Origin of the sequence: Halorussus sp. MSC15.2 (assembly GCF_010747475.1) — an archaeon.
GTDB lineage: Archaea > Halobacteriota > Halobacteria > Halobacteriales > Haladaptataceae > Halorussus.
This window is the reverse complement of sequence record NZ_VSLZ01000003.1, coordinates 563766-587352: the sequence shown is the minus strand read 5'-3', so window position 1 is coordinate 587352 and position 23587 is coordinate 563766. Positions and strand designations below refer to the sequence as shown.

Below are 23587 nucleotides of genomic sequence, written 5' to 3'. Positions count from 1 at the left end.
GCCGACCTCCCGGCCGTCGGTGACGATTCGACTCAACTGACCGCGGACGGCGGTGTCGCTTCCCCGACGAACGTCTCGATTATCTCGGAGTCGACCCCGCGCTTCGAGAACACCGTCACGAGGTCGCCGCTCCGAATTTCGGTGTCGCCCTGCGGAAGCAGGACCGACTGATTGCGCTCGATGGCGACGACCCGGACGTCGTCCGGCAGAACGTCGTTCTGGTCGGCGGCGGCGAGACTCTGCCCTGTGATGGCGCTGTCCTCGCCCACGGTAATCTCGAATATCTCCGCGTCGCCCGAGAGGTGCATGAAGTCCTTGACGGAGGGTCGCTGGACCGCCCGGTAGAGGTACTCCGCGATGAGTTGTTCAGGATTTTCGAGGACGTTGACGCCCAACTGTCGGAAGAGGTTCATGTGCTCGGGGTCGTGGACGACCGACACCTGCGAGGGGATTTCGAGTTCCCGAGCCAGTAACATCACCATGACGTTCGTCGCGTCGGACTCGGTCGTGCTGATGATGGCGTCCGCACGGTCGCCGCCCGCCTCCTCGAGCGCGTCCATCGTCGTCGCGTCCCTGTTCAGCACGAGGCAGTCGTAGTTCTGGGAGACGTCGGTGGCTACCTCCTCGTCGCGCTCGACGACGACGACGTCGTGGCTCTCCCTACTGGCGAGTTCGATGAGCGGAGAGCCGATATCGCCTGCGCCGACGATAATTAAGTACATGCTAGCTTGAGGAACACAGAATGTTATAAAAGTAGCTGATTGCGATTCCGTAACTCTAAGTGTGATGACTCCGATATCCGGAGCATGTCCCAAAACCCCGACAATCGACCCGACTCCTCGCTCTCCGACGACCTCGCGGAACGTCTCTCCGACCTGACCGAGTCCGAACTCCGCGCCGTCATCTCGCACGCCGAATCGCTCTTGCCTCGACCACCGACGGTGGCGGACTTGCTCGAAGCGCGGCCCGGCGAAGAGATTCTCGACGTCGAAGAGCGAGACGGCTACACGAAGGTCGTCAAACGCCAACCGTGCGCACAGGGTTGCGAGGAGTGTCCGCACGGGCCGTACCTCTACCACGTCCGAGTGGAGAAGCATCCGGAAGACGGAGAGGGACCGTCTCTCCACTGGCAGTTCCTCGGTCCCGTGCGATAAGTCCCGAGAGAGGACCGGACCGTCGGGTACGCGCTCGCTGATTTTCGGCAGTTCACTGCGACGAGAGACCGTTGGAGACGGTGTGCGACACGAACGCGACGAGGTAGCCTACGGCGAGGAGTGAGGTCAGGAACGACCGGTCGGCGACCGCGACGACGACGATGAGCAGTGGCCCGGCGAGGAGTAACGCGTCGAAGGTCCGGTCGTCGGGTCCCGCGTCGAACAGGCCGCCCACGAGCGGTAGGTCGTCTGCGCTCATTTGTACCCTCCAAATCGAGTGAACGCGCCCCGGAGCAACACCAACACCGGGATGATTTCGAGTCGTCCAATCCACATGTTGAACAGGAACATCACCTTGGCGGGCGTCGGCATGGCCGGTCCCGTGATGCCCGACGACAGGCCGACGTTCCCCTGTGCGCTCGCAACCTCGAACAGGACGTTCTCCAGCGTGAACCCGTCCGTTCCGCCGACCGGAAGCACGACCAGCAGAACGAACGCCCCCAGCGCGAGGAACACGAACCAGAGGAACGTGATGATGGCCGCCTCCTCGAACTCCTTGGACGCCTCCGTCTCCGAGAGGTCCCGACCGTCGAGGCTGAACGTCCGAATCGCGGAAGGCGGATAGAAGACGTCCTGAATTCGGAACCTCGTCCCCTCGACCAGCGTAATCGCGCGGACGAGTTTGATGCCGCCGACGGTCGACCCGGCGGCCGCACCGACGACCATCCCGGCGGAGACGAGCAGTTGCGACTGGGCCGACCAGTCGGTCCCGAGCGACCCCGCGGTCTGGAACCCGGTGCAGGAGGCCGCCGACACGAACTGGAACGCTCCGTATCGGAACGCCTGAAACAGCGACGCGAGGGTCCCGTTCAGCGTGACGGCACCGAGCGTCATCGACCCGGGGTCGTACACGCCGTTGGCGTACAGCATCGCGGTGAGACCGACCGTCCCGGCGGCGAAGTAGAGGAACACCCACCGCGTCTGGAGGTCCCGATAGAGGTTCCGTAGGTCGCCCTGCAGGACGAGGTAGTGAACCGGGAACGCGATGCTCCCGAGGACCATGACGGGCAGCAGCGCGAAGTCGATGGCGACGCTGTCGTAGGTGGCGATGCTGTTGTCCGTGATGGAGAACCCGCCGGTGGCGAGACCCGTCATCGCGTGGTTGATGGCGTCCCACATCGGCATCCCGGCCAGCCACAGTAGGAGGATGGAGACGAACGTGAACAGCAGGAAAATCCACCATATCGTGCGAACCGTCGAGACGATGCTGGGGTGAATCTTCTCCGACCGGGCCTCGCTCTCGTAGAGGGTGAGCGACCCGCTGCCGGGCCGGGCGAGGATGGCCGTCGTGAGGACGATGACGCCGACCCCGCCGACCCACTCGATGAACGACCGCCACCACTGGAGCGTGTGGGGCAGCGAACTCTCGTCGTCGGTCATCGTCAACCCCGTTCCGGTGAACCCCGACATCGACTCGAAGAACGCGTTGAGCGGGTTGCGGAACGCCGCGAGCGTCGAGGCCGCCCGCCCGGTCAAGTCTGGGGCACCGAGCACTCCCGGGTCGAAGTGGACCGTCCACGCGACGAGCAGGAACGGGAGCGACCCGAACAGCGCGACGAGGAACCACCCCGACGCCGCGATGGTCATCCCGTGGAGCTTTCCGGGGTCGTCGGCGTCGGCGTATCGCTCCGTGAGTAGCCACCCGAGCGCGAGGGGGACTCCTCCGGAGACCACCATCGGCGGTATCGCGTAGTACTCGCCCCAGACGAGCGGAATCGCGAGCGAGACGAACGTGAGCACTGCCAGCGCCTGTAGCATCCGTCCGAGGTCGCGGCCGATTGTCTCGAACTGAGCGTTCATCTCTCCGCACACCCCTCCGTTCGGGGCGCATCGTCACTTGCCCCAGCGCGTGCCCGACGACCGGCACCTCCGCAGTCGGGCGTCGCCGGAACCGTCGTCCGGGGACGGTCGGTCGTGATTCTGGCGACGGGTTCCGATATCGGGTGGGTACTCGTGTTCGATTTCATCGTTGGCGTCGTGGTGGTTCCGCGGTCCCGTCGGGACTGTTGTCACTACGGACGACCTGCCGGAGGTGGCTTAAAGATTCTGATTGCAAAACTCTATTTATAAATTCGGTCAGTATCCAGTAGTGGGGCTTATGCGCTGACGGCGGGTGACCGGTGTCGGAAGTCACCGGTCCCAATCGGCCGTCGGACGATGGACGGTACGTAGACTGACCGCCTTCGCGAACGTTGATGCGTCCGTCAAGAAAACCGCCGTTCGGTGAGGGAGGGCGTTACCGCTCGCTGAACGCCGAAATCGTCTCGTCGTCGATGCCGGTCCGCGAGAAGAGCGTCACCACGTCGTCGGGGTTCATCTTGGTGTCTCCCTTCGGCGTCAGCATCTGCTCGTCACGCTCTATCGAGATGATGAGTGCCTCCGAATCGATGATACCTCGCTCGTTCGCCTCCTGAAGGGTGAGTCCGGCTATCGGGGCCGACTGGGTCACGGTGAGTTCCACCACCTCCGCACCGCCCGAGAGGTTCATGAAGTCGGTGATGGAGTGGCCCTCGGGTCCGTCCTGCGGACCGAACGCGTCGTAGGGGCCGCGGTACTCCTGCTGAATCAGGTTCTCCTCCTCGATGTCGATGCCGAGGGCGGCGAGGTCGCGCGCGACGCGCGAGAGGTCCGCCATGTCCTCGCCGACGGCGGTCACGTGGAGGTTCCCCCGTCCCGTCATCAGTTCGCGGACGCCGATGACGCCGGGGATGTCCGCGACCTGTTTGGCGATGCGTTCGCGGTCGGGAACGTCGGTCGAACAGATGAAGAGGTTCGTCAGCCGACGCTCCGCGCGCTCGTAGTCGATACGAACGTGATACCCCTCTATCACGCCCTCCGCTTCGAGTTGCTGGATTCGGTTCCGTATCGTACCCGCCGAGACGTTGACCTCCGCCGCGATGTCCGGGGCCGAGATACCGCGTGCGTCCCGAGCGAGGTGATAGAGGATGCGCTTGTCTATCTCGTCCAAGCGAACGCTCATGTCTCGGACGTGGGCGAGCGGGGGTAAACCGCTTCCGACTTCGGGTATCGTCGCCGCTCGGCGGTGTGATGCTGGTTTTGTCGATACGTTGATACTGAATACTCGGTGGAATTTAGGAATCCTCAATTTCTCCGAGTGTGATGGGTGCCTGCAAAACCATACTTATATCCTATCGGAGGATAACCCCCGACTACCGAGAGAGGTTACGTATGACGGACACACTACTACAACGAATCGTCCTGCCGGTCGCGTCGGAGGAGGACGCCGAGGCGACCTGCGAGCAGGTGCTTCCTCGACTCCGAGACGGCGGCGGTGAGGTACTGGCCGTCCACGTCGTCGAGAAGGCCGGTGGAGCGCCCGATAAGGCCTCCGTCGAACAGCGCGAGGAGGCGGCGCGCGACATCTTCGCGGTCGTCGGGGAGACCCTCGCGGCGGACGGAATCGACCTCGAAACGCGAATCCTCTACGGCACCGACGTCGCCGAGACGATACTCGACGCGGCCGACGAGTTCGACGCGTCGGCCGTCGTCTTCACCCCTCGAGGCGGCAGTCGGTGGCTCAAACTCCTGACGAGCGACACGACGACTGGTCTCGTCCAGAACGCCGACCGACCGGTCGTCGTCCTGCCGGACGAGGCGGAGGCGAACGGATGACCGACCAAGAACTCGCCCGCGACCTCGGTTTCCTCGAAGCGTACACCATCGGTCTGGGCACGATGATAGGGGCGGGCATCTTCGTCCTGCCGAGCATCGCGGCCAAGGCGGCGGGTCCCGCGAGCATGATTTCGTTCGCCATCGGCGGTATCGTCTCACTGCTCGCCGCGCTCTCGCTGTCGGAACTCGCCACGGGGATGCCGAAGGCCGGCGGAAGCTACTACTACGTCAACCGGTCGCTCGGGAGTTTCTTCGGGAGCATCGTCGGATGGGGCATGTGGGCCGGACTGATGTTCGCGTCGGCGTTCTACATGCTCGGGTTCGGCCAGTACCTCACGTACTTCGTCCCGATGGGTTCGACCGGCGTGGCCATCGCGGCGCTCGTCATGGCGGCCATCCTGACCGGCGTCAACTACCGGGGCGTCAAGGAGACCGGTGCGCTCCAGAACGTCATCGTTCTCGCGTTGGTCGGTCTCATCATCGTCTTCATCGCGTTCGGCGTCCTGAACGTGGACATGGAGACGCTCGACCCGTTCAACCCCAACGGTTGGCCCGCAGTCGCGGCCACCGCCGGGACGGTGTACGTCACGTTCATCGGGTTCGAGGTCATCGCCACCAGCGCGGAGGAGATAAAGAACCCGAGTCGGAACCTCCCGCTGTCGATGATAGCGGCGGTCGTCACGCCGACGCTGATGTACGTGCTGGTGATGTTCGTCAGCACCGGCACCCTCTCCATCGACGCGCTCGCCACCTCGAACATTCCGGTCGCCCGCGTGGCCGAACAGTTCCTCGGCGAAATCGGCGCGGTCGCGATGGTCGTCGGGGCGGTCCTCGCCACGGTGTCCAGCGCGAACGCCTCCATCCTGTCGGCGGCGCGCGTCAACTTCGCGATGGGCCGGGACAAGATTCTCACCAACTGGCTCAATCAGGTCCACGAGCGCTTCCGCACGCCGTACCGCGCCATCGTCGCCACCGGCGCGGTCATCCTCGCGCTCATCGCCAGCGGCGTCCCCATCGGGACGCTCGCGGAGGTCGCCTCCTTCTCGTATCTCGTCACGTACGCGCTGGTCCACGTCGCGGTCGTCGTGATGCGGCGGGCCGACCCGGACGACTACGACCCGGCGTTCCAGATTCCGAGCGTCCTCTACCCGGTCGTCCCCGTGGTCGGGATGCTCGGCTGTCTCGCCGTCCTCGCGCAGATGTCGGTCTCGCTCGAACCGTTCACGCTGGCGTTCGGCGGTTTCGGCGTCACGCTCCCGTTCGCGCTGACGCCCGTCGGTGCCATCGGCGTCGCCATCGTGTTGGTCGGGGTCCTCTGGTACTACGGGTACGCGAGCGACCGCGCTCCGAGCAAGAGCCTCGTCGGCGAGGCCATCGCGCCGGAACCGACGACCGCCGCCGACGGCAAAGGCAACTATCGGGTCGTCGTCCCCGTCGCCAACCCCGATACCGAGCGCGACCTGCTCTGGTTGGCGGCCGCGAACGCCCACGCCCACGAGGACGAACACGCCGAAATCATCGCGGTCAACGTCATCGAAGTGCCCCAGCAGACGTCGCTGTCGCAGGACCTCGAGTTCGAGAACGAGCGCGTCAAGCGCCAGCAGGAACTACTCGACGCCGCCCAGAACATCGCCGAGGACCTCGACATCGGTCTCCGGACGCGAGCGATAGTCGGCCGCGACGTCGGTGACGTCGTTCTCGACGTCGTCGAGGAGGAGCGGGCCGACCACGTGCTGATGGGTTGGAAGGGGTCCCGGAGCGCCCGGGAACACATCCTCGGGTCGAACATCGACCAAGTCGTCCAGCACGCGCCCTGCGAGGTGACGCTGGCGAAACTGGCGACGACCGAGCGCCAAGACGTGGTGCGGGACGTCGTCGCGCTCGCCGGTGAAGGCCCGCACGCTCCGGTCGCCGCTCGTCGCGGCGCGGAACTGGTCGATACCAGTCCGGGAGAGGGGTCGCTCACCCTGCTCAACGCCCAGCGTCCGGACGACGAGGAGGACCCGCGCGAGCGCGGCGAAGCCGTCATCGCGGACGTCGCCGAGCGCGCCGGTATCGAGTACGTGGACTACGAGAGCGAAGTCGTCGTGGGCGACGATATCGAGCAGACGCTGCTCGACGCGGTCGCCGCGTACGACACGGTCTGCGTCGGTGCGACGCGCTCGGGGTCGGTCTCCCAAGCGCTGTTCGGGTCGATTCCGGAGACGATAGGCGAGCGAGTGGACGCCACCGTCGCGATGGTTCGCGGGCCGAAAGAGACGGCAAGAAGCGTCCGCGAAGGCGTGATAGACCGCTTGAACTCCTAATCGCGCCGGTCACGCTCCGGCTCCGACCCTCGTTTCGGTTCCGAGCGGGCAATCGCCGATTACCGATTTTCCAGCGCGCGTTACCCTTCCGAGTCGCGACTCAGCGCTAGCTCTGTGAACGTCCGGTCCGCACAAGATTCCCGGCCAGCAGGCCGACGCTGACGACGAAGAACAGCGCGCCGACCGGCGAAGCCAGGTCCACGAACAGCCAGTAGAGCGGCGCGGCCGCCGACGGCCCGACCGACACCACGGCCAACTCCGAGATGACCGGGCCGCAGCAACAGCAGGCGTTGGGCGCGGCCACGGCCGCGGACCCGGCGGTCGCCTCTGCGCCACCGCTCGCGGCGTTGGCTCGCCACTGATAGGCGAGGAGGGCGGCGTTCAGTCCCACCAGCACCGCGACGAGACCGACGAGCATCGCCATTCCCACCGACACGACGCCGCTGAGCGGCGTGGTGCCGACGAAGTCGTGGAAGTGGAACTCGACGGCGGGCCAGTAGACCAGCGGGTTGGTGACCTGTGAGGTCGTGACGAAACTCCGGTTCAGGTTCACGCCGCTGCCGACCTCGGGCACGAACGTCAGCATCCCCATCGAGAACATGAAGAACAGGCCCGCGACGACGCCGGTGCCGACGCCGAACCACCGGGCGGCGCGGTCGGAAAGCGCCCGCGCCAGCAGGTCCCAGCAGTCCCGCCGGACGACGTACCCGACCGTCACCGGGACGGCCAGAGCCACCAGGTAGCCGACGGGGTTCGTCAGCGGTCTCGGCACGAGGACCGGGTAGGCGACCCACAGGCCCAGTAACATCCCGAGCGCGGCGTACCGGGGGTCGCTGGGCCAGCGCATCCGACCGACGATAAGGCTCCCGACCACGATTGCGAGACCGATACCCAGCGTCAGCGGGCCGTACCACGCCCGCGAGATGGGAGGTTGGCTGGTCGCCAGCGTCTCGACCGGCGAGAGTTGGACCAGACCGACTGCACCGATTGCGGCCACCACGATACCGGCGAACGCGACGACGAGCGCGGTCGTCGCGTCGTCCGGTGACGCGCGTACGCGCCGCCGACGGTCACGCCGACGCCGACGACGAGGACCGCGAGCGCCATCCACTGGGGCATCGGCGGGGCCGCCTCGCCGCCGTGGGCCGAAGCGACCGGCACCGCGCCGAGCGCGCCACAGAGGCTCCCAGCGCGAGCGAACGAACGAGTGTCCATGTCCGACTCTCGTCGTCGCGCCTGTATGTATGCGTTGGAACGACTACGACGCGTCCGCGACGCCTGCCGTGGCAGTGACGGAGACGGTGGTCACGATGACCTCGCTCGGGGGCCGAACTACTCGTCGTCGCTCTCCACGCTCGGGTGCGTCTCCGGTTCGTCCGAGTAGGGTTCGCCGAAGTACTCGCGCATCGCCGAGAGCGACTCCGCCTCACGGCGTTCGCGCTCGTCCTCGTCGATTTCTTCACACCCGGGCGGCACCTCTCGGCCGCGACCCGTGAAGTACCCCTCCGGAGCGACCCAGTCGTGGTAGAAGGGTCGGTCGTCGTCTTCGAGCAGCGTCACCGCGACTTCGGCCCCGTGCCCGGCGGCGACGACGGCCTGATGCGGTTTCCCGGCGAGTCGCCCCGCGGCGTAGAGACCGTCGACGGTGGTCCGTCCCTTCTCGTCGGTCTCCACGAACGTCTTCCCGCGCTCTCTCAGTTCCACGTCGAGCGGTTCGAGGTAGTCTGTCGCGTTCTTGGTCGCGGCGACGACGTACCGCGACCGGTAGCGGTCGCCGTCGGCCGTCTCGGTCACGAACCCGTCGTCCGTCGCCTCGACCCCGGTGACTTCGGTCTCCTTGTATTCACAACCGGCGCGCTCGCCCTGCTCGCGCATCATCTCCAGCAACAGTCGGGCGTCCACGCCCGCGGGGAAGCCGGGGTAGTTCTCCAGCGCGGCGTTCCGCCGGAGAATCGACCCGCCGGCGTCGAGGACGACCGTGTCGTATCCGTGTCGCGCGGTGAATACGCCCGCCGAGCGGCCCGCGACGCCGCCGCCGACGATAAGCACGTCGTACGTCTCGTGTGGCATGGTTCTCGATTCTATCTCGGTGGGGGTCCCAAATAGCGTGTTCGAAAGTTCGCACGGTCCCGGCGAACGTCGGGGACCGTCTTCGTCTCTGATACTCTCGACTACGGTGCGAGCGCGACGTACCCCTCGGGCGGGACGGACACCTCGACGTTTCCGTTCCCGTCGGCGCGACTGTTCTGTTCGCCGGTGTAGTCGTTGAGGTCCTGATTCCGCCAGCTAGTGTAGGCCGTGCGGGTCTGCCAGCTCGTGGAGTTGTTGATGGCGACCAGCAGGTTGTTGTACCGCTCGAAGGCGTAGACGTCGGCGTCGGTCACGCGGTCGTAGGCCGTGCCGCCGGCGAGGTTGTTCCGAATCCACAGCAGGTTCCCAATGGAGTCGTCGCCGACGCCGTAGTCCTCGCTGTAGACGCGCGGGTACCCCTCGTAGGTCAGGATGAACGCGTGTGCGAGCAGCGACTGGGCGGGGTCGGGACTGTCGTGGTTGCCCGCGAAGGTCAGCGCGTTGTACGGGTCGCGGTTGACGAACCCCGCCCCGGCCAACCTGCTCATGTCGCCGCCGGGACCGTAGAACACCTCGTTCTTCATCACGTGGTAGAGCGTGTAGTCGGTGACCGACATCCCGGTGTCGGCGTACCCCTGCAGGTAGTCCAGTTTCGACTTGCCGTCGTACGATTCGGGGATGACCTCGCCCACCGTGTAGAGGTCGCTCGCCCACTGGTTGGCGTAGTCGGCGAAGAACGACTCGGGGACGTGCTTGGCGGCGTCCCAGCGGATACCGTCCACGCCGATATTACGGTACTTGTCCACGTACTTCTTCAGTTCGCCGCGGACGTACGACGACTCCTGTTTCAGGTCGCGCAGGCCGACGAGCCAGCACCCCTCGACCGAGTAGTCGCTGGAGTAGTCGATGCTGCACTCCGGGTGGAAGTCGTCGCTGCCGAACTGCGGGATGTCGTCGAGCGTCACCGTCCGCTCGAAGGCGTCGCCGCCCGCGGCCATGTGGTTGACGACGGCGTCGGCGACGACGTCCAGTCCCTGACTGTGGGCCTCGTCCACCATCGACCGGTACTCCGACTCGGTCCCGAACTCGCTGTCGAAGTTCAGCAGGTCGATGGGCTGGTAGCCCAGCGGCGGGTCGTACTTCTCGCCCGTGTACTCCCGTTCGTGCTTGTAGACCCGACTGAACTGCGCGGGCGGAACCTGTATCGCGTCGTAGCCTCGACTGGCAATCGTCGAGAGGTCGCTCTCGATGGTCGCCCAGTCGGTGTGGTAGTATTGGTACATCGCGCCCGAACCGAGTGCGCTCGCGTTGCCGGCGGTCAGCGACGCGCCCGCGGCGGCCGCGCCCAGCGCGCCGATTCCCTTCAACACGTTCCTCCGCGAGGGTCCGTCCTCGGTGGTACTTCGTTCCATCCGATGCTCAATCTATGAAGAAATAGTATAACATTTTCTTACGCTGGGTTTAACGTTCGGATGCTAGTCACGTTAATTCATACCACTTCGAATCCGTCCGAAGCCGATGCTCGTCGGTCCCGCTCGCACCCGATGCTTGGTGTCCGCTTTGCCCCCGTCGAAAGCTACGTCCGGGCAGACCGTGACGGTCCGCCATGGACGGAAACGACCTCTCGTCGTTCGGACGCCGCGACTGGCAGACGGAATCGGACCTCGAACCCGTGCGATTCGCGATGGTCGGACTGGGGTGGTGGACACGCGAGGAGGCCATCCCCGTCACCGAGGACAGCGACTGGTGCGAGACGACCGTGGTCGTCAGCGGCGACCGCAGGAAGGCCGAGGGCGTGGCCGACGGCGTCGAGAGCGCCGAAGTCGCGCTCACCTACGGTGAGTTCCACGACGGCGCGGCCACCGACGTGTACGACGCGGTGTACGTCGCGACGCCGAACGCCGAGCACCTCGCGTTCGTCGAGTCGGCCGCCGAGTTCGGCAAGGCGGTCCTCTGCGAGAAACCGATGGAGGCGACTTCGGAGCGCGCCCGGCGGATGGTCGAGTCCTGCGAGGACGCCGACGTACCGCTGATGGTCGCCTACCGGATGCACACCGAACCCGCGGTCCGGCGGGCGTGCGAACTCGTCGGCGAGGGCGCTATCGGCGACCCCGTCCTCGTCCACGGGAGCATGTCCCAGAACCTGTTGGAGATGAATCCGAACCCGAACCAGTGGCGTCTCGACCCCGACCTCTCGGGACCCGGCACTTCGGTGATGGACCTCGGTATCTATCCGCTCAACACGGCGCGGTTCGTCCTCGACGCCGACCCCGTTGCGGTCTCGGCGTTCGCGCGCTCGGACGACGAGGCGTTCTCGGACGTGCCCGACGAGGCCGCCACCTTCCAAGTCCGATTCGACGACGGCACGCTAGCGGCCTGTTCCGCGAGTCAGCGCGCCGCCGAGTCGAGTCACCTGAAGGTCGTCGGGACCGAGGGCGAGGTGAACGTCGAACCCGCGTTCTTCGACCGTAAGCCCCGGCAGTTCGCGCTCGAAGTCGATGGCACTCGGGCCGACGTGGACTACGAACAGGTAGACCAGATGCGCGAGGAGTTCGACTACTTCGCCCACCAACTCCGGACGGACGGCGAGATTCTCCCCGACGGTCGGCACGGACTCGTAGACATGGAGGCGATAGAGGCGGTCTACGAGAGCACGGAGAAGGGGTCGGTGGTGGAGCTACGGGGGCGCGGCGAGTAGACGCTCAGGGGTTACCAGTTCGCCCGCGCCGTCCACATTCCGTACTCGTCCTGATTACTCGAATCGAGACCGTACTCGCCGTACAGCCAGAACTTCGACTGGTCGCTGGCGTCCAGCGACATCGCGGTGTAGTCGCCCCACCGCTCGGGGTCGCTCGACGAGGGGTCGTAGGCCGACTCGCCGCTCTTGACGTTCGTGTACCCCTTTATCGACCCGGAGTCGTCGCTCGACTCCCGCCCGGCGACCTTGACGCCGGGGTAGATGCTGCTCTCGTTCGTCCGGTTGTACGTTATCATCATGTCGTCGGTGCTGGGGTTGACCGCGATGGACGGGAAAAAGAGGTAGTTGTCGTCGAGTCCGAACCCGCCCTGCTGGACGACCGACTCGCTCGACACGTCTACCTCGTACCACGCGACGATGGCCTCGGTGTCGCTGTCACCCCAGTCGTAGCCGACGTGGTGAGTCGCCCACACGGACCCGTTCGCGTAGACCGTCGCGCTCCGCAACCGGGCGTCGCTGATGCGGAGGCTCGTCGTCGTGTCGGGTTGCTCGGCCTCTGGGGGTGCGCTGTAGGAGTTGACGCTGACGCTGTAGCTGTTCAGGTACTGGTTGCTCGTGGCCGGGTTCGTGATTTTGTAGAGGCTCAACGTGTCTCCGCCGCCGGACTGGCTGTTGACGAGGTACTGCTTCGACGCGGAGGTGAGTCCGTCCGCGGGTTGAATCGTCGCGGCCTGCGACCCGTCGGGGTTCTGCACCTCCGTGTACCGCCAGTAGGTGTAGCTGTCCTGATTGTAGAGTTCCGACTTGTCCACGACGACGATGGAGGCGTACTGGAACCCCTTCCCGCTCTCGTAGATGTTCCCGGTAAGCATGATGCCGTGTTCGTCTACGCCGAGACCCGGGAAGTCCACCCAGTAGTCGCTGGACGAGAGGTCGATTCGCGTGTTCGACCACGAGTCGTACGGGTCGCTCGTGTCAGACGCCGAGAGCAGCCAGAACCCCTCGTCGGTGTTGTTGTCCTTCCCGACCGCACAGAGAATGTATCGGTCTGCGCCGTAGTCGTAGGTCGCTCTGGGGTCGAACACCTTCGTGTTGTCGGGGTCGGGGATGACGTTTGAGAACCAGTCGGTCAGCGTGGTGTCCCACTCGCGGTTGCCGGTCCCTTGGTCGAAGATACCCCATAGGCTGTTTATCGCTTGTACGTTCTTGGACTGCCCTGCGGCGAGACCGGCGTCCGGCGGTCGGTAGCCCGTGTCGGTCGAGTCGAACCCCTTGTACTCGTTGCTGACGTTCATTCGCCGTCACCTCCGTTCTCCCGGGGGACTCGCTGGACCGCGCTCTCGGGCGGCTGTGGGAAGTCTCCGCGCTGCACTCGCTCCTGTATCCGCCGGTACTCCGCGGGACTCATCGTGAGCATGGTCGGGACTTCGAAGTCGCCTTGGTAGTCGCTCTCGTCGGCCCTCGGCACGTCTTCGGGATTCACGGATGCGGTCCTCCCGGTCGATTGCACGGGAACCACGTTCTGTACCGACGATTGCGATTCGGAGGTCTCGGCCGCAGTGGCGGATTTCGGGACGGACGCACCGAACGAGACCGCGACGCCTGCGCCACCGACTCGCTTCAGGAATCGCCGTCGGCTTCCGGTCTGTTCGTCGTCTCGGCCTTCGTTCCCGTTATTTCCAGACATACTACGTCTGAAAACAGTTGGTTATCAAATATTATGTCCTCCGGTTACTACAATCGCTGTTTGGCCTATCTCCACCGCTTATGTCGATAGCGGTGGATATCCGGGTATGAACCGGCGACGGGTTCTCCGTGCGCTCGGCCCGGGGTTCGTCGCTCTCGGCGGTTGTACGAACCTCCGGAGGTTCCGCTCGCAGAACCAGACCACGATGCCTCGAACCCCGCCCGAAGACGCGTTCAGGACCGTAACAGTCGAATCGCTCGAAACCGGCCGACTCGCGCAACTCGACCTCGAACCGTCCGTCGAGGCCGTCGAACCGACGGTCACCGACGACCATACCGCCGAGGTCGAACTCTCGTTGACGAACCGCGGCGACCGCCGACTGACGCTGGGCTACGAGTCGTGTCCGCCCGCCGACGAGCACACCGCCTCTAAAAGCGGAGGCGACGCGCGGTTGGTCCTCCTGCGCTCGGACGAACAGGCGTTCGAACCGGCCGCCGAGGAGTGCTGGCGACCGTCGGAGATGGACTTCTTCGTCGGCGAACCGTGTGGTCCCGTCGAACTCGACGTGGACGCTGGCGAGACGCTCACCCGGACCTACGAACTGTGGGACTATCCGAAGAACGACCACTGTATGCCGCCGGGCGAGTATCGGTTCGGCGAAACCTACCGCGTCGATGGACGGGAGTACGAATGGACGTTCACGGTGCGCGTGGCCGAACCGTAGCCAGTACCTCTCGTCAAAAATTACGGGTGTTCAGCCGAGGACGTACCGGAGTCGCGGGTACGTCTCGACCAGCGTTCGGCCGCCGAGGTCGTAGTTCTCGACGACGGCGTCGAGTCCGAGGATGCGGCCCGCGCCGAACGCCGCGACCGAGAGGAACACGAGCATGTACGCGAAGTCGCCGTTGATGAAGCCGTGGGCGACGTCCCAGTTGCCGAAGTAGAACAGCAGCATCATGAACGCGCCGAAGAACGCCGCGAGGCGGGTCAGGAGACCCGCGAGCAGGGCGAGACCGACGAGCGTCTCGCCCCACGGGACGGCAATCGCGAGGAAGTCGGCGAACCACGGAGTCTGGCCCATCCACTGGAACGTCTCGTAGAGCGGACTCGCCTCCGGAACCGCGTTCAGCAGGTAGCCGGTCGCGCTGAAGGGTTCCGCCGCCAGCAGTTTGTCGAGTCCGGCGTGGAGGAACGCGTACCCCATCATGAGTCGGAGCGCCAGCACGAACCACGCGCTCAGACTGTGGGCCTCGCCCCGGACCGTGACGCCGCCGACCGTGCTCTCGAACTCGTTGACTCGGGTGTTGATTTCTGTAGTTGCCATCGTCGTTCACCTTACGTTCGAATCGACGGCCGGAGAAGGCATATAAACAGACAGTGATTCCCAGAAGTAGAGAAGCGTAAATCCTGTGGCGAACCAGTTCGGTCGCGCGCTCTCAGTCGGCGTTCACCGGGCAGGACTCCTCGGCGTACTCCACCTGCGAAAGCGTTTCGATGGGGTCGTCGCCGCAGACCGGGCAGTCGGGATTCTGACGGAACTCGACTTCCTCGAACGACATCGCCATCGCGTCGTAGAACACCATCCGGCCGTCGAGCAGTTCGGCCGCGTCGAGACCTGCGCCCTCGCAGAGCAGGTACTTGACCGTCTCGGTGGCCTGAATGTTACCGATAGTGCCGGGGAGGACGCCCAGCACGCCGGTACTCGCGCAGTCGGCGACCATCCCCTCGGGGGGCGCTTCGGGGAACAGACACCGGTAGCACGGTCCCTCCGTGGTGAACGTGGTGACCTGCCCCTCGAACTTGTAGATAGCGCCGTGGGAGAACGGCGTGCCCGAGAGCGTGCAGGCGTCGTTGACGAGGTAGCGCGTCCGGAAGTTGTCGGTGGCGTCCACAACGAAGTCGTAGTCGGCGACGAGGTCCTCCACGTTGTCGGGTTCGACTCGGACCTCGTGGGTCTGCACGTCCACGTCGGGGTTGAGGTCGGCCACGAAGTCGGCCGCCGACTCGACTTTCGGGCGGCCCACGTCGTCGTTGCCGTGGATTATCTGGCGCTGGAGGTTGCTCAGTTCGACTTCGTCGTCGTCGGCGACGCCGAGTGTGCCCACGCCCGCGGCCGCGAGGTACTGGACGACCGGCGCGCCCAGTCCGCCCGCGCCGATTACCAGCACGGCGGCGTCGAGCAGGGCTTGCTGGCCCTCCGGTCCCACCTCGTCCATGATGATGTGCCGGGAGTAGCGGTCGAGTTGCGTCGGGTCCAGCGAGAGACTCATAGCCGGGGGTTAGGCGCTTTCAGGTATAAATCCGCGGTCGGAGATTCGGAGGCTCCCGGATTCACCGGTCGAAGTCTCCGCGCTAACCCTCTCCGCCGCGAGCGAATATTCCCCTCACTCTGACGGCACGTAGAAAAGTTCTAACTAGAGAAATTTACTTATTTCTACCCTGTAATATTTCCTCCGTGTCCCCGATACCGAACGAAAATACCGGGAGTGAGAGGCTATGAACGACGTTTTCGATAGCGAGCAGAAGCGCGTCCTCGCCGGACGTGCACGGACGCTCCACGAACGGCTAGCCGACCCTGACGCACTCGAACCGACCGGCCGGGACGAGTCCGAGGTGGAGGAACTCCTCGAGGAATGGCGCGAGCGATTTCCCGACGACGAGGCATTTAGCCAGCGACTCGACCGCCTCGAAGTGACCGAAGACGTCTGTCGGGAGTCGATTCGGTCGGAGAAACTGGCCGAGGACGAACCGCTCCCCGAGTGGGTCGAACGCCTCGAAGAACTCGTCGGCGTGGTACAGGAGTTCGACCCCGACGACCTGCCCGAGAGTTTCGGCCCGGACCGGGGGTCGAACGGCGAACTTGGTGACGAACGAGAGCGAGAACGGCGCTTCGCCGAACTCTCGGCCGCAGTCGCGGCGTACGCCCGCGACCGACTCCCCGAAGACCCCGTTCGGGACGCGCTTTCTGCGGAAGCCATCGGAACGATGGCAGAGTGGCTCCGGAATCGGTTCGAGAGTTGGTTTCTGCGGGTTCTCTACGTCGAGTTCAAGACGTTCGTCGCGTCTCACGACCGCGAATTGGCGTTTGCGGACCCGGACGAGTTCGACGAACCGCCGACCGAATACTACGAGCAGTTCGTGAACCACCTGTTCACCGGCGGACTGGCCGAACTCTGTCAGCGATATCCGGTGTTCGCCCGATTGCTCGCCACGCAAATTCGCCAATGGGACGAACATCTTCGGGAGTTCTCCCGTCGACTGCGCGCCGACCGAGACCGACTCGCCGACGAGTTCGGCGTGACCGGCGAACTGGGAGCGGTGACGACCCTCGAACCGCTCGCCGACGACACCCACGGTGATGGCCGCGCGGTGATGCGCATAGCGTTCGATTCCGGCGTTACTGTCGCGTACAAGCCCCGGAGCGTCACCGCTGGAGAGACGTTTTATCGCATACTCGACCGCCTGAACGACTACCTTTCGGTTCCCGACTTCGAGACGCCGACGTACGTCGCAGGCGACGGCTACGGGTGGATGGAGTGGGTCGAACGCGACGACTGCGCCGACCGTGAGGCCGTCGAACGCTACTACCAGCGGGCAGGTGCGCTCGTCTGCGTCGCCTACTTCCTCGAATTCCGAGACTGCCAAATCGAGAACCTCGTCACGGCGGGCGAACACCCGACGCTGGTGGACGCCGAAACCGTCCTCCATCCCTACGTCGGGTCGCACCGACGGCCGTCGCGGACCGGGGTCGGAGCGCTCAGAGACGATAGCGTCCTCTTGACGCTGCTTCTCCCCTACGGCGTCCGGAACGCCAGCGCCGACCTCGATTTCGAGATGCTGAAAGCGACTTCGGGCATCGCCGTCTCCGGGGAGGAAGTCGAACGCGAGGGGTCCTCTTATCCCCGTATCGTGGCCGCCGACACCGACGTGATGTCGGTCGTAGAGGAGTCACCGAGCGTGGACCGGAGCGAGAACGTGCCGACCGTGGACGGCGAACCGCACTCACCGGACGAGTATCTGGACACCATCGTAGACGGCTTCGAGACGACCTACGAGACCGTGCTGGAGTTGCACGACGATGGGCGATTGGCCGACGAAATCGGTCTCCTCGACGCGTTCGAGTCGGTCGAAAATCGGGTCGTCTACCGACCGACGTTGGAGTACGGCGCCCTCGTCAAGTCGATGACTTCTCGGTCGTGTCTCGAAGACGGGGCGCGGTTCGGCATCGAGATGGAGGAGTTGGCCGTCCCGTTCTGCAACGGGCGAATCGGCGACCCGAAACCGTGGCCGCTCTGCGACGCCGAGATGCGGGTGCTGAAGCGCCTCGACCCGCCGCGGTTCACCTGCCGAACCGATGAGACCGCGCTCCGAATTCGGGAATCGCCGATAGATGTCGAGGCCGACGCGTCGGGAATCAGTCGCGCTCGGCGTCGTATCGAGTCGGCTTCCCGGTCGGACATGCGCGAGCAGGTCGAACTCGTCCGCGGTAGCCTCGCCGCAGTCCCGAACCCGGATGCGACTCCCGGAACTCAGTCGTCGGTCGGCTACGAATCGGTGGACGGCGAACGACTCCAACGCGAGGCGACCGACCTGTTCGACCGGGTCGAAGGGGCGGCGTTCGAGACCGAGGACGGGACGTATCATTGGGCCTCGATAGAGCCACAGACCGGGAGTCAGGACGACCGAGACCCGTTCTCGCTCCGACCGGCTTACGGGTCGCTGTACATCGGCCGGTGCGGAATCGGACTGTTCGGTGCTGGTCTCTACCGCGTGACCGGCGAGGAACGATATCGGGAGTTCGCGCTCGACGCCGTCGGTCCCGTCCGCGACGCGCTTCGGTCGGACGACGACCTGCTTACACCACGGAACTCCGGTGGCACGACCGGTATCGGCGCGGTTGCCTACGGTCTCGGAGTGACCGCCGACCTGCTGGGAGACGCCGACCTCTTGGCCGACGCGACGAAGGTGGCCGATTTGCTTACGCCAGAAGTCGTCGAGGTGGACGAGACCTACGATGTGGTCGGCGGGAGCGCTGGCACGATTCTCGGCCTGCTCGCACTGTACGACCGGCGGGAGTCACTCGCGTTGCTGGAGGCCGCGGTCGAATGTGGCGACCACCTCCTCGACTCGCGCGTCGAGTCCGAGGGTGGCGTTCCCGTCTGGAAGACCGTGGACGAGACCACGCCGCTGGTCGGGTTCGCGCACGGAGTCGGCGGCATCGCGTACGCGCTGGTCCGTCTCTCGGACGCGACCGGTCGCTCCGAATACCGGAAGGCCGCGCTGGAAGCGCTCGAATTCGAGTCGCGGGCGTTCTCCGAGTCGGAGCAAAACTGGCCCAACTACCGAGACGTCGAACAGATGACGCAGTTCCCCGACCAGTGGTGTCACGGTCGGAGCGGCGTCGGTCTCTCTCGCCTCGGCATGACGGAGTACGTCACCGACGACCGGGCCGAGCGGGGTCTCGAACGCGCGGTCGAAAGCTTCCCGTCCGGAGACCTCCACGACCTCGACCACCTCTGCTGTGGGAACGCCGGTCGGGCCGAGTTCCTGCTCGAAACCGAGCAGCGACTCGGCCGCCGGTCCAGTGAAGCGCGTAGTCTCCTCGGCGGCGTCCTCGCCCGGAAGCGCGAAACCGGAACGTACTGCGTCCACGCGAAGACCCGTGAAGTGCCCGACCCGACGTTCTTCCTCGGACTCTCGGGAATCGGATACACGATGTTGCGGGCGAACAACCCCGAGGCGCTCCCCTGCGCTCTCCTCTGGGAGTGACTTCTCGGACTCTCTGCTCCCGCGTTTAGTAACACAACAGAGAAAACGCCTGAATCGTTCAAATATTAAATTAATAAATTAAGTATTAGAAAAATTCAAGTATGGCCGGAGTAACCGTCTCTATGGGCGCCGTGGTAACAGGTGCCTAAGTGATACTCATGAACCGAGACGACCTTCGCTCCCAGTTCGACGCAGAGTTCGACACCAACAACGACTTCGACGATGGTGCCGCCGCTTGTCCGTCGTACACGTGCGCGGACCCCTGTTGCTACTGAACCGAAATCAGGCGGCTCCGAGTCCTCGGACCGAGTTCTTTTCGACGGTCGCGTAGCGACCCACGATTACATGTTCTCCCGCCGCTGTCGGGTCCGATACCGGCCGAAGAATGGAACGAAATGGAGTAGACGTTACTTCCCGCGACCCTGACCGCCGTTGTTGCTCGGGCGGGTGTGTTCCGTGCCCTTGCCGCGCTGCTGGAGTCCGCGGTTGCTCTTTCCGGCGCTGGTCAGGCCGCGGAAGGCCCGGCCCTTGTGGGAGTCGTCGCAAATCCAGTTGAGGTCGTCGTCGTTCTCGATGGCCGGATGCTCCGGGTCCAGCAGAATCACTTCGAACCACTTCTGGCTGCCGTCTTCGCCGACCCAGTAGGAGTTCAGCACGCGCAGGTTGCGGTACTTCCGACTGGCGCGCTCCTCACCGATGCGCTGGAGGTTCTTGCGTCGGTAGACTCGGTTGACACCCTGCCGCTTCGAGCGTCGGCCCGCCTTGAACCGCTCCTTGCGGGCCGAGCCTTTGCGGACGCTGACGCGGGCGAGGACGACGCCCTGCTTTGCCTTGTAGCCCAGTTCGCGGGCCTTGTCGAGGCGAGTCGGGCGTTCGATGCGCTCGATAGCGCCTTGGTCGCGCCAGTCCTGCTTGCGCTGCCACTGCAGTTCGGCGAGGTCGCCGTCGCCGGGGTCTTTCCACGCGTCCTTGATGTGGGAGTAGAAACTTTTTGCCATGGTTTATCACCACGGGCGTTGCGTGGTTCAGCCCGCGAGACCCGACGTCCCGGGGGCCACATCCCGTCCTGCGGCCGCACGCGAGCGGTGTCGCCCGCCTGCGGCCCACAGGTGCCCGCTGGTGCCCGTCTGCCAGCGAGTTATCGTGAATTCTCGTCGTCGGCGTTTAAGCACTTCGGATTGGGTCCTGCGCTCGGGCGACTCGGCTCCGACTGGAGGCGTTCGACTCCGCCTCGGGCGTCACGTCGGCGTAGACCCCCGATAGCTGGTCCACCGTCGGCGCGTTCACGACGACGACCGTGTCTCCGCGCCGTTCCACGTGGAAGGCGTCGGCGAACTCGCGGTCGTCGGGGATGACCCACGCGTTCGGTCGCCCCTCGACCTGCTGTGCGCCGTGGATGTTCAGCAGTTTCCGGTAGGCCTCGGCGAACTGGCGGGCGTCCTTCTCGGAGTCCCAGACGGTCTTCCAGACGTAGCCAGTCTCGTTCTCGGGGACGTTCTCGTTGACGTACGCGTAGAGTTTGTCGCCGTCCCACCCGGCCGTGGCCGGATGGCTGTAGTTGTACGCGTCGAGGGTGTTCTGGTTCGTGCCGGGGTTCCGGGTGGCGAACGACTCCCTGGGAATCACCGTCTCTGTCCCCTCCTGCGTGAGACTGGGGTAGAGGAGCATCGTGAACAGTCCGGCTTCACCGAACTCGGCGTAGTTGACCCCTCTGTCTTCCAATTTGACTCTGCGCCAGTCCTCGTTGCTCTCGTCCCGTAACTCGACCTCGCTCGGGAGGTCCTCGCCGTACAGTTCGGGATGAATCACTTGCTCGGTGCTGTTGGGCGGGTCCTCGTAGAGCGCGTTCACGCCGTCCCATCCCGACGCGTTGCGAATCGCGGCGACGAAGGGCGGCCCGTCGCTGTACGGTTGGTACTTCAGGAGGTAGATACCGGCGTTGGCGAGCGTCCCGTTCCCGCCACCGGCCCGTCCCGTCCGTTCGAGGCACGTGCCGCTCCAGTTCTGATTGCAGTTTCTGGTGTAGCGGTACTGGACGTAGTTCGCGTCACCCTCGACCAGTCCGTCGATTTCGTTGTGTTCCTCGCGGGTCGAGCGGTTGAACTCCGTGAGGTCGAAGTGCTGGTCTTGGAGCGCGTGGACGAGTTCGTGGGCGAGCGTGAGTTCGTCCACCTTCGGCGGTCTGGTCTCCGAGATGACGACGATGGAGTCCTCGGTCGGACTGTAAAATCCGCCGATGGAGGACCCGGCGTTGCGTTCTTGGACGGCCAGCGAGTTCGTCGTCTCGTTGACCATGAACAGCGCTTCGAACTTCACGTTGTCGAACGTCCGCCTGCGGTCCTCTACCGGGTCCTGACTCCGGTTCTGGAACTGTTCTCGCGGAATCACCCTCACCGGGACCTTCTTCCGAAATTCGAGTCGCCTGATGCGCTCGACGCGCGCCATCGCCCGCGCCACGATTTTCTGTCGCTCCGACTTGTTTATCCCGTCGTCGCGAACGATGCTAAGCGATTCGTTGTACCAGTAGCCGTTCTCCCATCCGAGTACGTCGGACTCGGGGTCCGGCGGCGCGCCGTCCTGCGCCCGCGCCGCGTCCGATTGCACGCGGGCGTCCGCACCGGCCGGGACGCGACGAACGTCGTCGTCGCCGAGACGAGTACGAGCAGTGCGAGTGCTAACGGAGTTCGCATAATCCGCAAACGTGTACCATCGTCCGTCAGAAGTGGCTTCGGGCCGCCGAGACCCGAGAAACCACGCGTTGTCGTCTACCGTTTCGGACCGTTTCACGGGGGGTCCCGGCGTCCTCGGCCGACCCGCGAGGATTAGCCACCTGATAACTAAGCGCGTGGACGAGAAACGCAGAGACATGTTCGGAACTATCCGACGTGTGAGAACGGCCGAGCAACTGACGCGGTATCTCGGGGGTCGATAGCATGGCGATTCTCGAACTCGCCATCGCCTTCTTCGTTCTCGCCATCATCGCCGGAGCGCTCGGTGCGGGCGGGGTCGCGGGACTCTCGATGGACGTCGCCAAGTGGCTGGTGATACTCTTCCTCGTGCTGGCGGTCGTGTCGTTAGTCTTCTGACGCGTGGTCGCGGGCGGACCCGAACGTTCCGTCCGCGAGAGTCGCCGAGAGTGCGGAAACGTCCACGTCCGGCACGAGTTGGGGGTACTTCCGCCGGAAGTAGCCGACCACGTTGTCCACGTCGCGTTCGAGGAACTCCTCGGCGTTCTCGTGGTCTGTCGGGGTCGCTTGCGGCCAGTCGAAGATGGTGATGCCCTCGGCGTTGACGAAGACGTTGTACTCGCTCATGTCGGCGTGGACGTAGCCCTCGGCGTAGGCGTCGCTCATCTCCGACAGTATTAGGTCGAGGATGGGCACCACCTGCTCGTCTTCGAGTTTCGTCCGCGAGAGTTCCACGCCGTCTATCTTCTCCATCACGATGGCGTGGCGGTTGTGGTCTATCGGGCGGGGGACCTTCACGTCGGGGTAGAGCGCTTCGAGCGCCTCGTACTCGCGCTCGGCGGCCTTCCGCGCGGTGTAGAGCCACGAGACGTGTTCGCGGTCGGAGGTGTAGTCGCGCTCTTTCATCACTTCGCGGAAGTTGGTGTAGCCCTCGCGGTGGTACTTCAGCGCGAGCGGTTTGTACGACTGGACCTCGTACACGTCGCTCTCCTTGCCGACGCCGAGGGGCGAACCGAACCCCTCCAGCGTGTCGCGCTCCGCGAAGGTGTGGAGCGCCAGCGCGTCGTACCCCTCGAACTTGAGTTTGTAGCCCTCGTACTGTATCGTCTTGCGTTCGACCAGTTCCCGGTCGAGACACCTGTCGATGCGGTAGTCGACCTCCTCGGCGGTCAACCGCGAGAATTCGGGAATCTTCTCGCGGGCGACCCACTCCGAGAAGCGCATCCCCTGTTCGATGCCCGACAGCAAGTGAAAGTCCTCCACCTCCAGTTCGGAGAGCATGCCCGCGACGTTCTGGACCATCACCGTCACGTAGTCGCCCGGCCGGTAAAAGCCCCGCGCAACTCGCGCTTCGACCGCGAAGCCGTTCCTCAACGCTTCTGGCGTGCGGACTGATGGGGTAGCCGGTCGTTACCCGATTCGACGTCCGGTGCGCGGCCACCACGTATAAACTTATTACTGCGATACAAAATGTAGTATTTGGGGCCGATTAGGGTTTCGCGGACCGGCCGCCGAAAAACTGT

Annotated in this window: 22 protein-coding genes; 7 read left to right on the top strand and 15 right to left on the bottom strand. The window is 64.8% G+C overall.

Annotated elements, in window-relative coordinates; translation table 11 throughout:
• Positions 1-32: 32 nt before the first annotated feature.
• A complete protein-coding gene (locus FXF75_RS14225; RefSeq protein WP_163522512.1) occupies positions 33-722 on the bottom strand; it encodes a TrkA family potassium uptake protein in 690 nt (229 codons plus the stop codon).
• 84 nt (positions 723-806) lie between these two features.
• On the opposite strand from FXF75_RS14225, the gene FXF75_RS14220 reads away from it, so the two are divergent.
• Positions 807-1154, top strand: a complete 348-nt coding sequence (locus FXF75_RS14220; RefSeq protein ID WP_163522511.1) for a hypothetical protein — start codon at positions 807-809, stop codon at positions 1152-1154.
• 52 nt (positions 1155-1206) lie between these two features.
• On the opposite strand, the gene FXF75_RS14215 is transcribed toward FXF75_RS14220, so the two are convergent.
• The 4 genes from FXF75_RS14215 to FXF75_RS14200 all read right to left on the bottom strand — a co-directional run bounded on the left by FXF75_RS14215 (position 1207) and on the right by FXF75_RS14200 (position 4194).
• The gene (locus FXF75_RS14215; protein WP_163522510.1) at positions 1207-1413 is read right to left on the bottom strand and encodes a hypothetical protein; all 207 of its coding nucleotides are present in this window, start codon (positions 1411-1413) and stop codon (positions 1207-1209) included.
• Positions 1410-3014, bottom strand: coding sequence for a TrkH family potassium uptake protein (locus FXF75_RS14210; RefSeq protein WP_163522509.1), 1605 nt, complete (start codon positions 3012-3014; stop codon positions 1410-1412). The genes FXF75_RS14215 and FXF75_RS14210 overlap by 4 nt, the downstream gene beginning before the upstream one ends.
• Positions 3015-3047: 33 nt before the next feature.
• A complete protein-coding gene (locus FXF75_RS14205; RefSeq protein ID WP_163522508.1) occupies positions 3048-3227 on the bottom strand; it encodes a hypothetical protein in 180 nt (59 codons plus the stop codon).
• 223 nt (positions 3228-3450) lie between these two features.
• Entirely contained in the window at positions 3451-4194 is a 744-nt protein-coding gene (locus FXF75_RS14200) for a winged helix-turn-helix transcriptional regulator (protein ID WP_163522507.1), read from the bottom strand.
• Between the two features lie 209 nt (positions 4195-4403).
• On the opposite strand from FXF75_RS14200, the gene FXF75_RS14195 reads away from it, so the two are divergent.
• Positions 4404-4847, top strand: coding sequence for a universal stress protein (locus tag FXF75_RS14195; protein ID WP_163522506.1), 444 nt, complete (start codon positions 4404-4406; stop codon positions 4845-4847).
• Positions 4844-7153 carry an amino acid permease gene (locus FXF75_RS14190; RefSeq protein ID WP_163522505.1) on the top strand — a complete coding sequence of 770 codons (2310 nt, stop codon included), beginning with the start codon at positions 4844-4846 and terminating at the stop codon, positions 7151-7153. Before FXF75_RS14195 ends, FXF75_RS14190 begins: the two co-directional genes overlap by 4 nt.
• Positions 7154-7259: 106 nt before the next feature.
• On the opposite strand, the gene FXF75_RS14185 is transcribed toward FXF75_RS14190, so the two are convergent.
• The 3 genes from FXF75_RS14185 to FXF75_RS14175 all read right to left on the bottom strand — a co-directional run bounded on the left by FXF75_RS14185 (position 7260) and on the right by FXF75_RS14175 (position 10635).
• Positions 7260-8264 carry a hypothetical protein gene (locus FXF75_RS14185; RefSeq protein ID WP_163522504.1) on the bottom strand — a complete coding sequence of 335 codons (1005 nt, stop codon included), beginning with the start codon at positions 8262-8264 and terminating at the stop codon, positions 7260-7262.
• Between the two features lie 221 nt (positions 8265-8485).
• Positions 8486-9223, bottom strand: coding sequence for an NAD(P)/FAD-dependent oxidoreductase (locus tag FXF75_RS14180; protein WP_163522503.1), 738 nt, complete (start codon positions 9221-9223; stop codon positions 8486-8488).
• Between the two features lie 101 nt (positions 9224-9324).
• Positions 9325-10635, bottom strand: a complete 1311-nt coding sequence (locus FXF75_RS14175) for an alpha-amylase domain-containing protein (RefSeq protein WP_163522502.1) — start codon at positions 10633-10635, stop codon at positions 9325-9327.
• Between the two features lie 194 nt (positions 10636-10829).
• Here FXF75_RS14175 and gfo6 point away from each other — a divergent pair, with 194 nt between their 5' ends.
• Complete coding sequence (gfo6, locus tag FXF75_RS14170) at positions 10830-11921, top strand: D-xylose 1-dehydrogenase Gfo6 (RefSeq protein ID WP_163522501.1); 1092 nt, start codon at positions 10830-10832, stop codon at positions 11919-11921.
• A gap of 11 nt (positions 11922-11932) precedes the next feature.
• On the opposite strand, the gene FXF75_RS14165 is transcribed toward gfo6, so the two are convergent.
• Positions 11933-13216 carry a hypothetical protein gene (locus FXF75_RS14165; protein ID WP_163522500.1) on the bottom strand — a complete coding sequence of 428 codons (1284 nt, stop codon included), beginning with the start codon at positions 13214-13216 and terminating at the stop codon, positions 11933-11935.
• Positions 13213-13608: a twin-arginine translocation signal domain-containing protein gene (locus tag FXF75_RS14160; protein WP_163522499.1), complete on the bottom strand. Its 396-nt coding sequence runs from the start codon at positions 13606-13608 to the stop codon at positions 13213-13215. The genes FXF75_RS14165 and FXF75_RS14160 overlap by 4 nt, the downstream gene beginning before the upstream one ends.
• Positions 13609-13714: 106 nt before the next feature.
• On the opposite strand from FXF75_RS14160, the gene FXF75_RS14155 reads away from it, so the two are divergent.
• Entirely contained in the window at positions 13715-14332 is a 618-nt protein-coding gene (locus FXF75_RS14155) for a hypothetical protein (RefSeq protein WP_163522498.1), read from the top strand.
• 30 nt (positions 14333-14362) lie between these two features.
• Here FXF75_RS14155 and FXF75_RS14150 read toward each other — a convergent pair whose 3' ends face one another.
• Positions 14363-14932: a DoxX family membrane protein gene (locus tag FXF75_RS14150; protein WP_163522497.1), complete on the bottom strand. Its 570-nt coding sequence runs from the start codon at positions 14930-14932 to the stop codon at positions 14363-14365.
• Positions 14933-15044: 112 nt separating this feature from the next.
• Complete coding sequence (locus FXF75_RS14145) at positions 15045-15878, bottom strand: molybdopterin-synthase adenylyltransferase MoeB (protein ID WP_163522496.1); 834 nt, start codon at positions 15876-15878, stop codon at positions 15045-15047.
• Positions 15879-16104: 226 nt separating this feature from the next.
• Between FXF75_RS14145 and FXF75_RS14140 the strand changes: the two genes are divergently transcribed.
• Positions 16105-19377, top strand: coding sequence for a type 2 lanthipeptide synthetase LanM family protein (locus FXF75_RS14140; protein WP_163522495.1), 3273 nt, complete (start codon positions 16105-16107; stop codon positions 19375-19377).
• Positions 19378-19784: 407 nt separating this feature from the next.
• Here the strand turns inward: FXF75_RS14140 and FXF75_RS14135 are convergent, their stop codons facing one another.
• The gene (locus tag FXF75_RS14135; RefSeq protein WP_163522494.1) at positions 19785-20375 is read right to left on the bottom strand and encodes a 50S ribosomal protein L15e; all 591 of its coding nucleotides are present in this window, start codon (positions 20373-20375) and stop codon (positions 19785-19787) included.
• A 166-nt stretch (positions 20376-20541) separates the two neighbouring features.
• Entirely contained in the window at positions 20542-21981 is a 1440-nt protein-coding gene (locus FXF75_RS14130; RefSeq protein WP_309221824.1) for an Hvo_1808 family surface protein, read from the bottom strand.
• 335 nt (positions 21982-22316) lie between these two features.
• On the opposite strand from FXF75_RS14130, the gene FXF75_RS14125 reads away from it, so the two are divergent.
• Positions 22317-22463, top strand: a complete 147-nt coding sequence (locus tag FXF75_RS14125; protein WP_163522663.1) for a DUF1328 family protein — start codon at positions 22317-22319, stop codon at positions 22461-22463.
• Here the strand turns inward: FXF75_RS14125 and FXF75_RS14120 are convergent.
• The gene (locus FXF75_RS14120) at positions 22452-23366 is read right to left on the bottom strand and encodes a serine/threonine-protein kinase RIO2 (RefSeq protein ID WP_163522493.1); all 915 of its coding nucleotides are present in this window, start codon (positions 23364-23366) and stop codon (positions 22452-22454) included. The two genes, FXF75_RS14125 and FXF75_RS14120, sit on opposite strands and share 12 nt — an antisense overlap.
• Between the last annotated feature and the right edge of the window lie 221 nt (positions 23367-23587).

Bases quoted from the DNA above. Each gene is read 5' to 3' on its own strand.
- FXF75_RS14225 (WP_163522512.1), bottom strand. From the start codon at position 722: ATGTACTTAATTATCGTCGGCGCAGGCGATATCGGCTCTCCGCTCATC.
- FXF75_RS14220 (WP_163522511.1), top strand. From the start codon at position 807: ATGTCCCAAAACCCCGACAATCGACCCGACTCCTCGCTCTCCGACGAC.
- FXF75_RS14215 (WP_163522510.1), bottom strand. From the start codon at position 1,413: ATGAGCGCAGACGACCTACCGCTCGTGGGCGGCCTGTTCGACGCGGGA.
- FXF75_RS14210 (WP_163522509.1), bottom strand. From the start codon at position 3,014: ATGAACGCTCAGTTCGAGACAATCGGCCGCGACCTCGGACGGATGCTA.
- FXF75_RS14200 (WP_163522507.1), bottom strand. From the start codon at position 4,194: ATGAGCGTTCGCTTGGACGAGATAGACAAGCGCATCCTCTATCACCTC.
- FXF75_RS14195 (WP_163522506.1), top strand. From the start codon at position 4,404: ATGACGGACACACTACTACAACGAATCGTCCTGCCGGTCGCGTCGGAG.
- FXF75_RS14190 (WP_163522505.1), top strand. From the start codon at position 4,844: ATGACCGACCAAGAACTCGCCCGCGACCTCGGTTTCCTCGAAGCGTAC.
- FXF75_RS14180 (WP_163522503.1), bottom strand. From the start codon at position 9,223: ATGCCACACGAGACGTACGACGTGCTTATCGTCGGCGGCGGCGTCGCG.
- FXF75_RS14175 (WP_163522502.1), bottom strand. From the start codon at position 10,635: ATGGAACGAAGTACCACCGAGGACGGACCCTCGCGGAGGAACGTGTTG.
- gfo6 (WP_163522501.1), top strand. From the start codon at position 10,830: ATGGACGGAAACGACCTCTCGTCGTTCGGACGCCGCGACTGGCAGACG.
- FXF75_RS14165 (WP_163522500.1), bottom strand. From the start codon at position 13,216: ATGAACGTCAGCAACGAGTACAAGGGGTTCGACTCGACCGACACGGGC.
- FXF75_RS14160 (WP_163522499.1), bottom strand. From the start codon at position 13,608: ATGTCTGGAAATAACGGGAACGAAGGCCGAGACGACGAACAGACCGGA.
- FXF75_RS14155 (WP_163522498.1), top strand. From the start codon at position 13,715: ATGAACCGGCGACGGGTTCTCCGTGCGCTCGGCCCGGGGTTCGTCGCT.
- FXF75_RS14150 (WP_163522497.1), bottom strand. From the start codon at position 14,932: ATGGCAACTACAGAAATCAACACCCGAGTCAACGAGTTCGAGAGCACG.
- FXF75_RS14145 (WP_163522496.1), bottom strand. From the start codon at position 15,878: ATGAGTCTCTCGCTGGACCCGACGCAACTCGACCGCTACTCCCGGCAC.
- FXF75_RS14140 (WP_163522495.1), top strand. From the start codon at position 16,105: ATGAACGACGTTTTCGATAGCGAGCAGAAGCGCGTCCTCGCCGGACGT.
- FXF75_RS14135 (WP_163522494.1), bottom strand. From the start codon at position 20,375: ATGGCAAAAAGTTTCTACTCCCACATCAAGGACGCGTGGAAAGACCCC.
- FXF75_RS14120 (WP_163522493.1), bottom strand. From the start codon at position 23,366: ATGGTCCAGAACGTCGCGGGCATGCTCTCCGAACTGGAGGTGGAGGAC.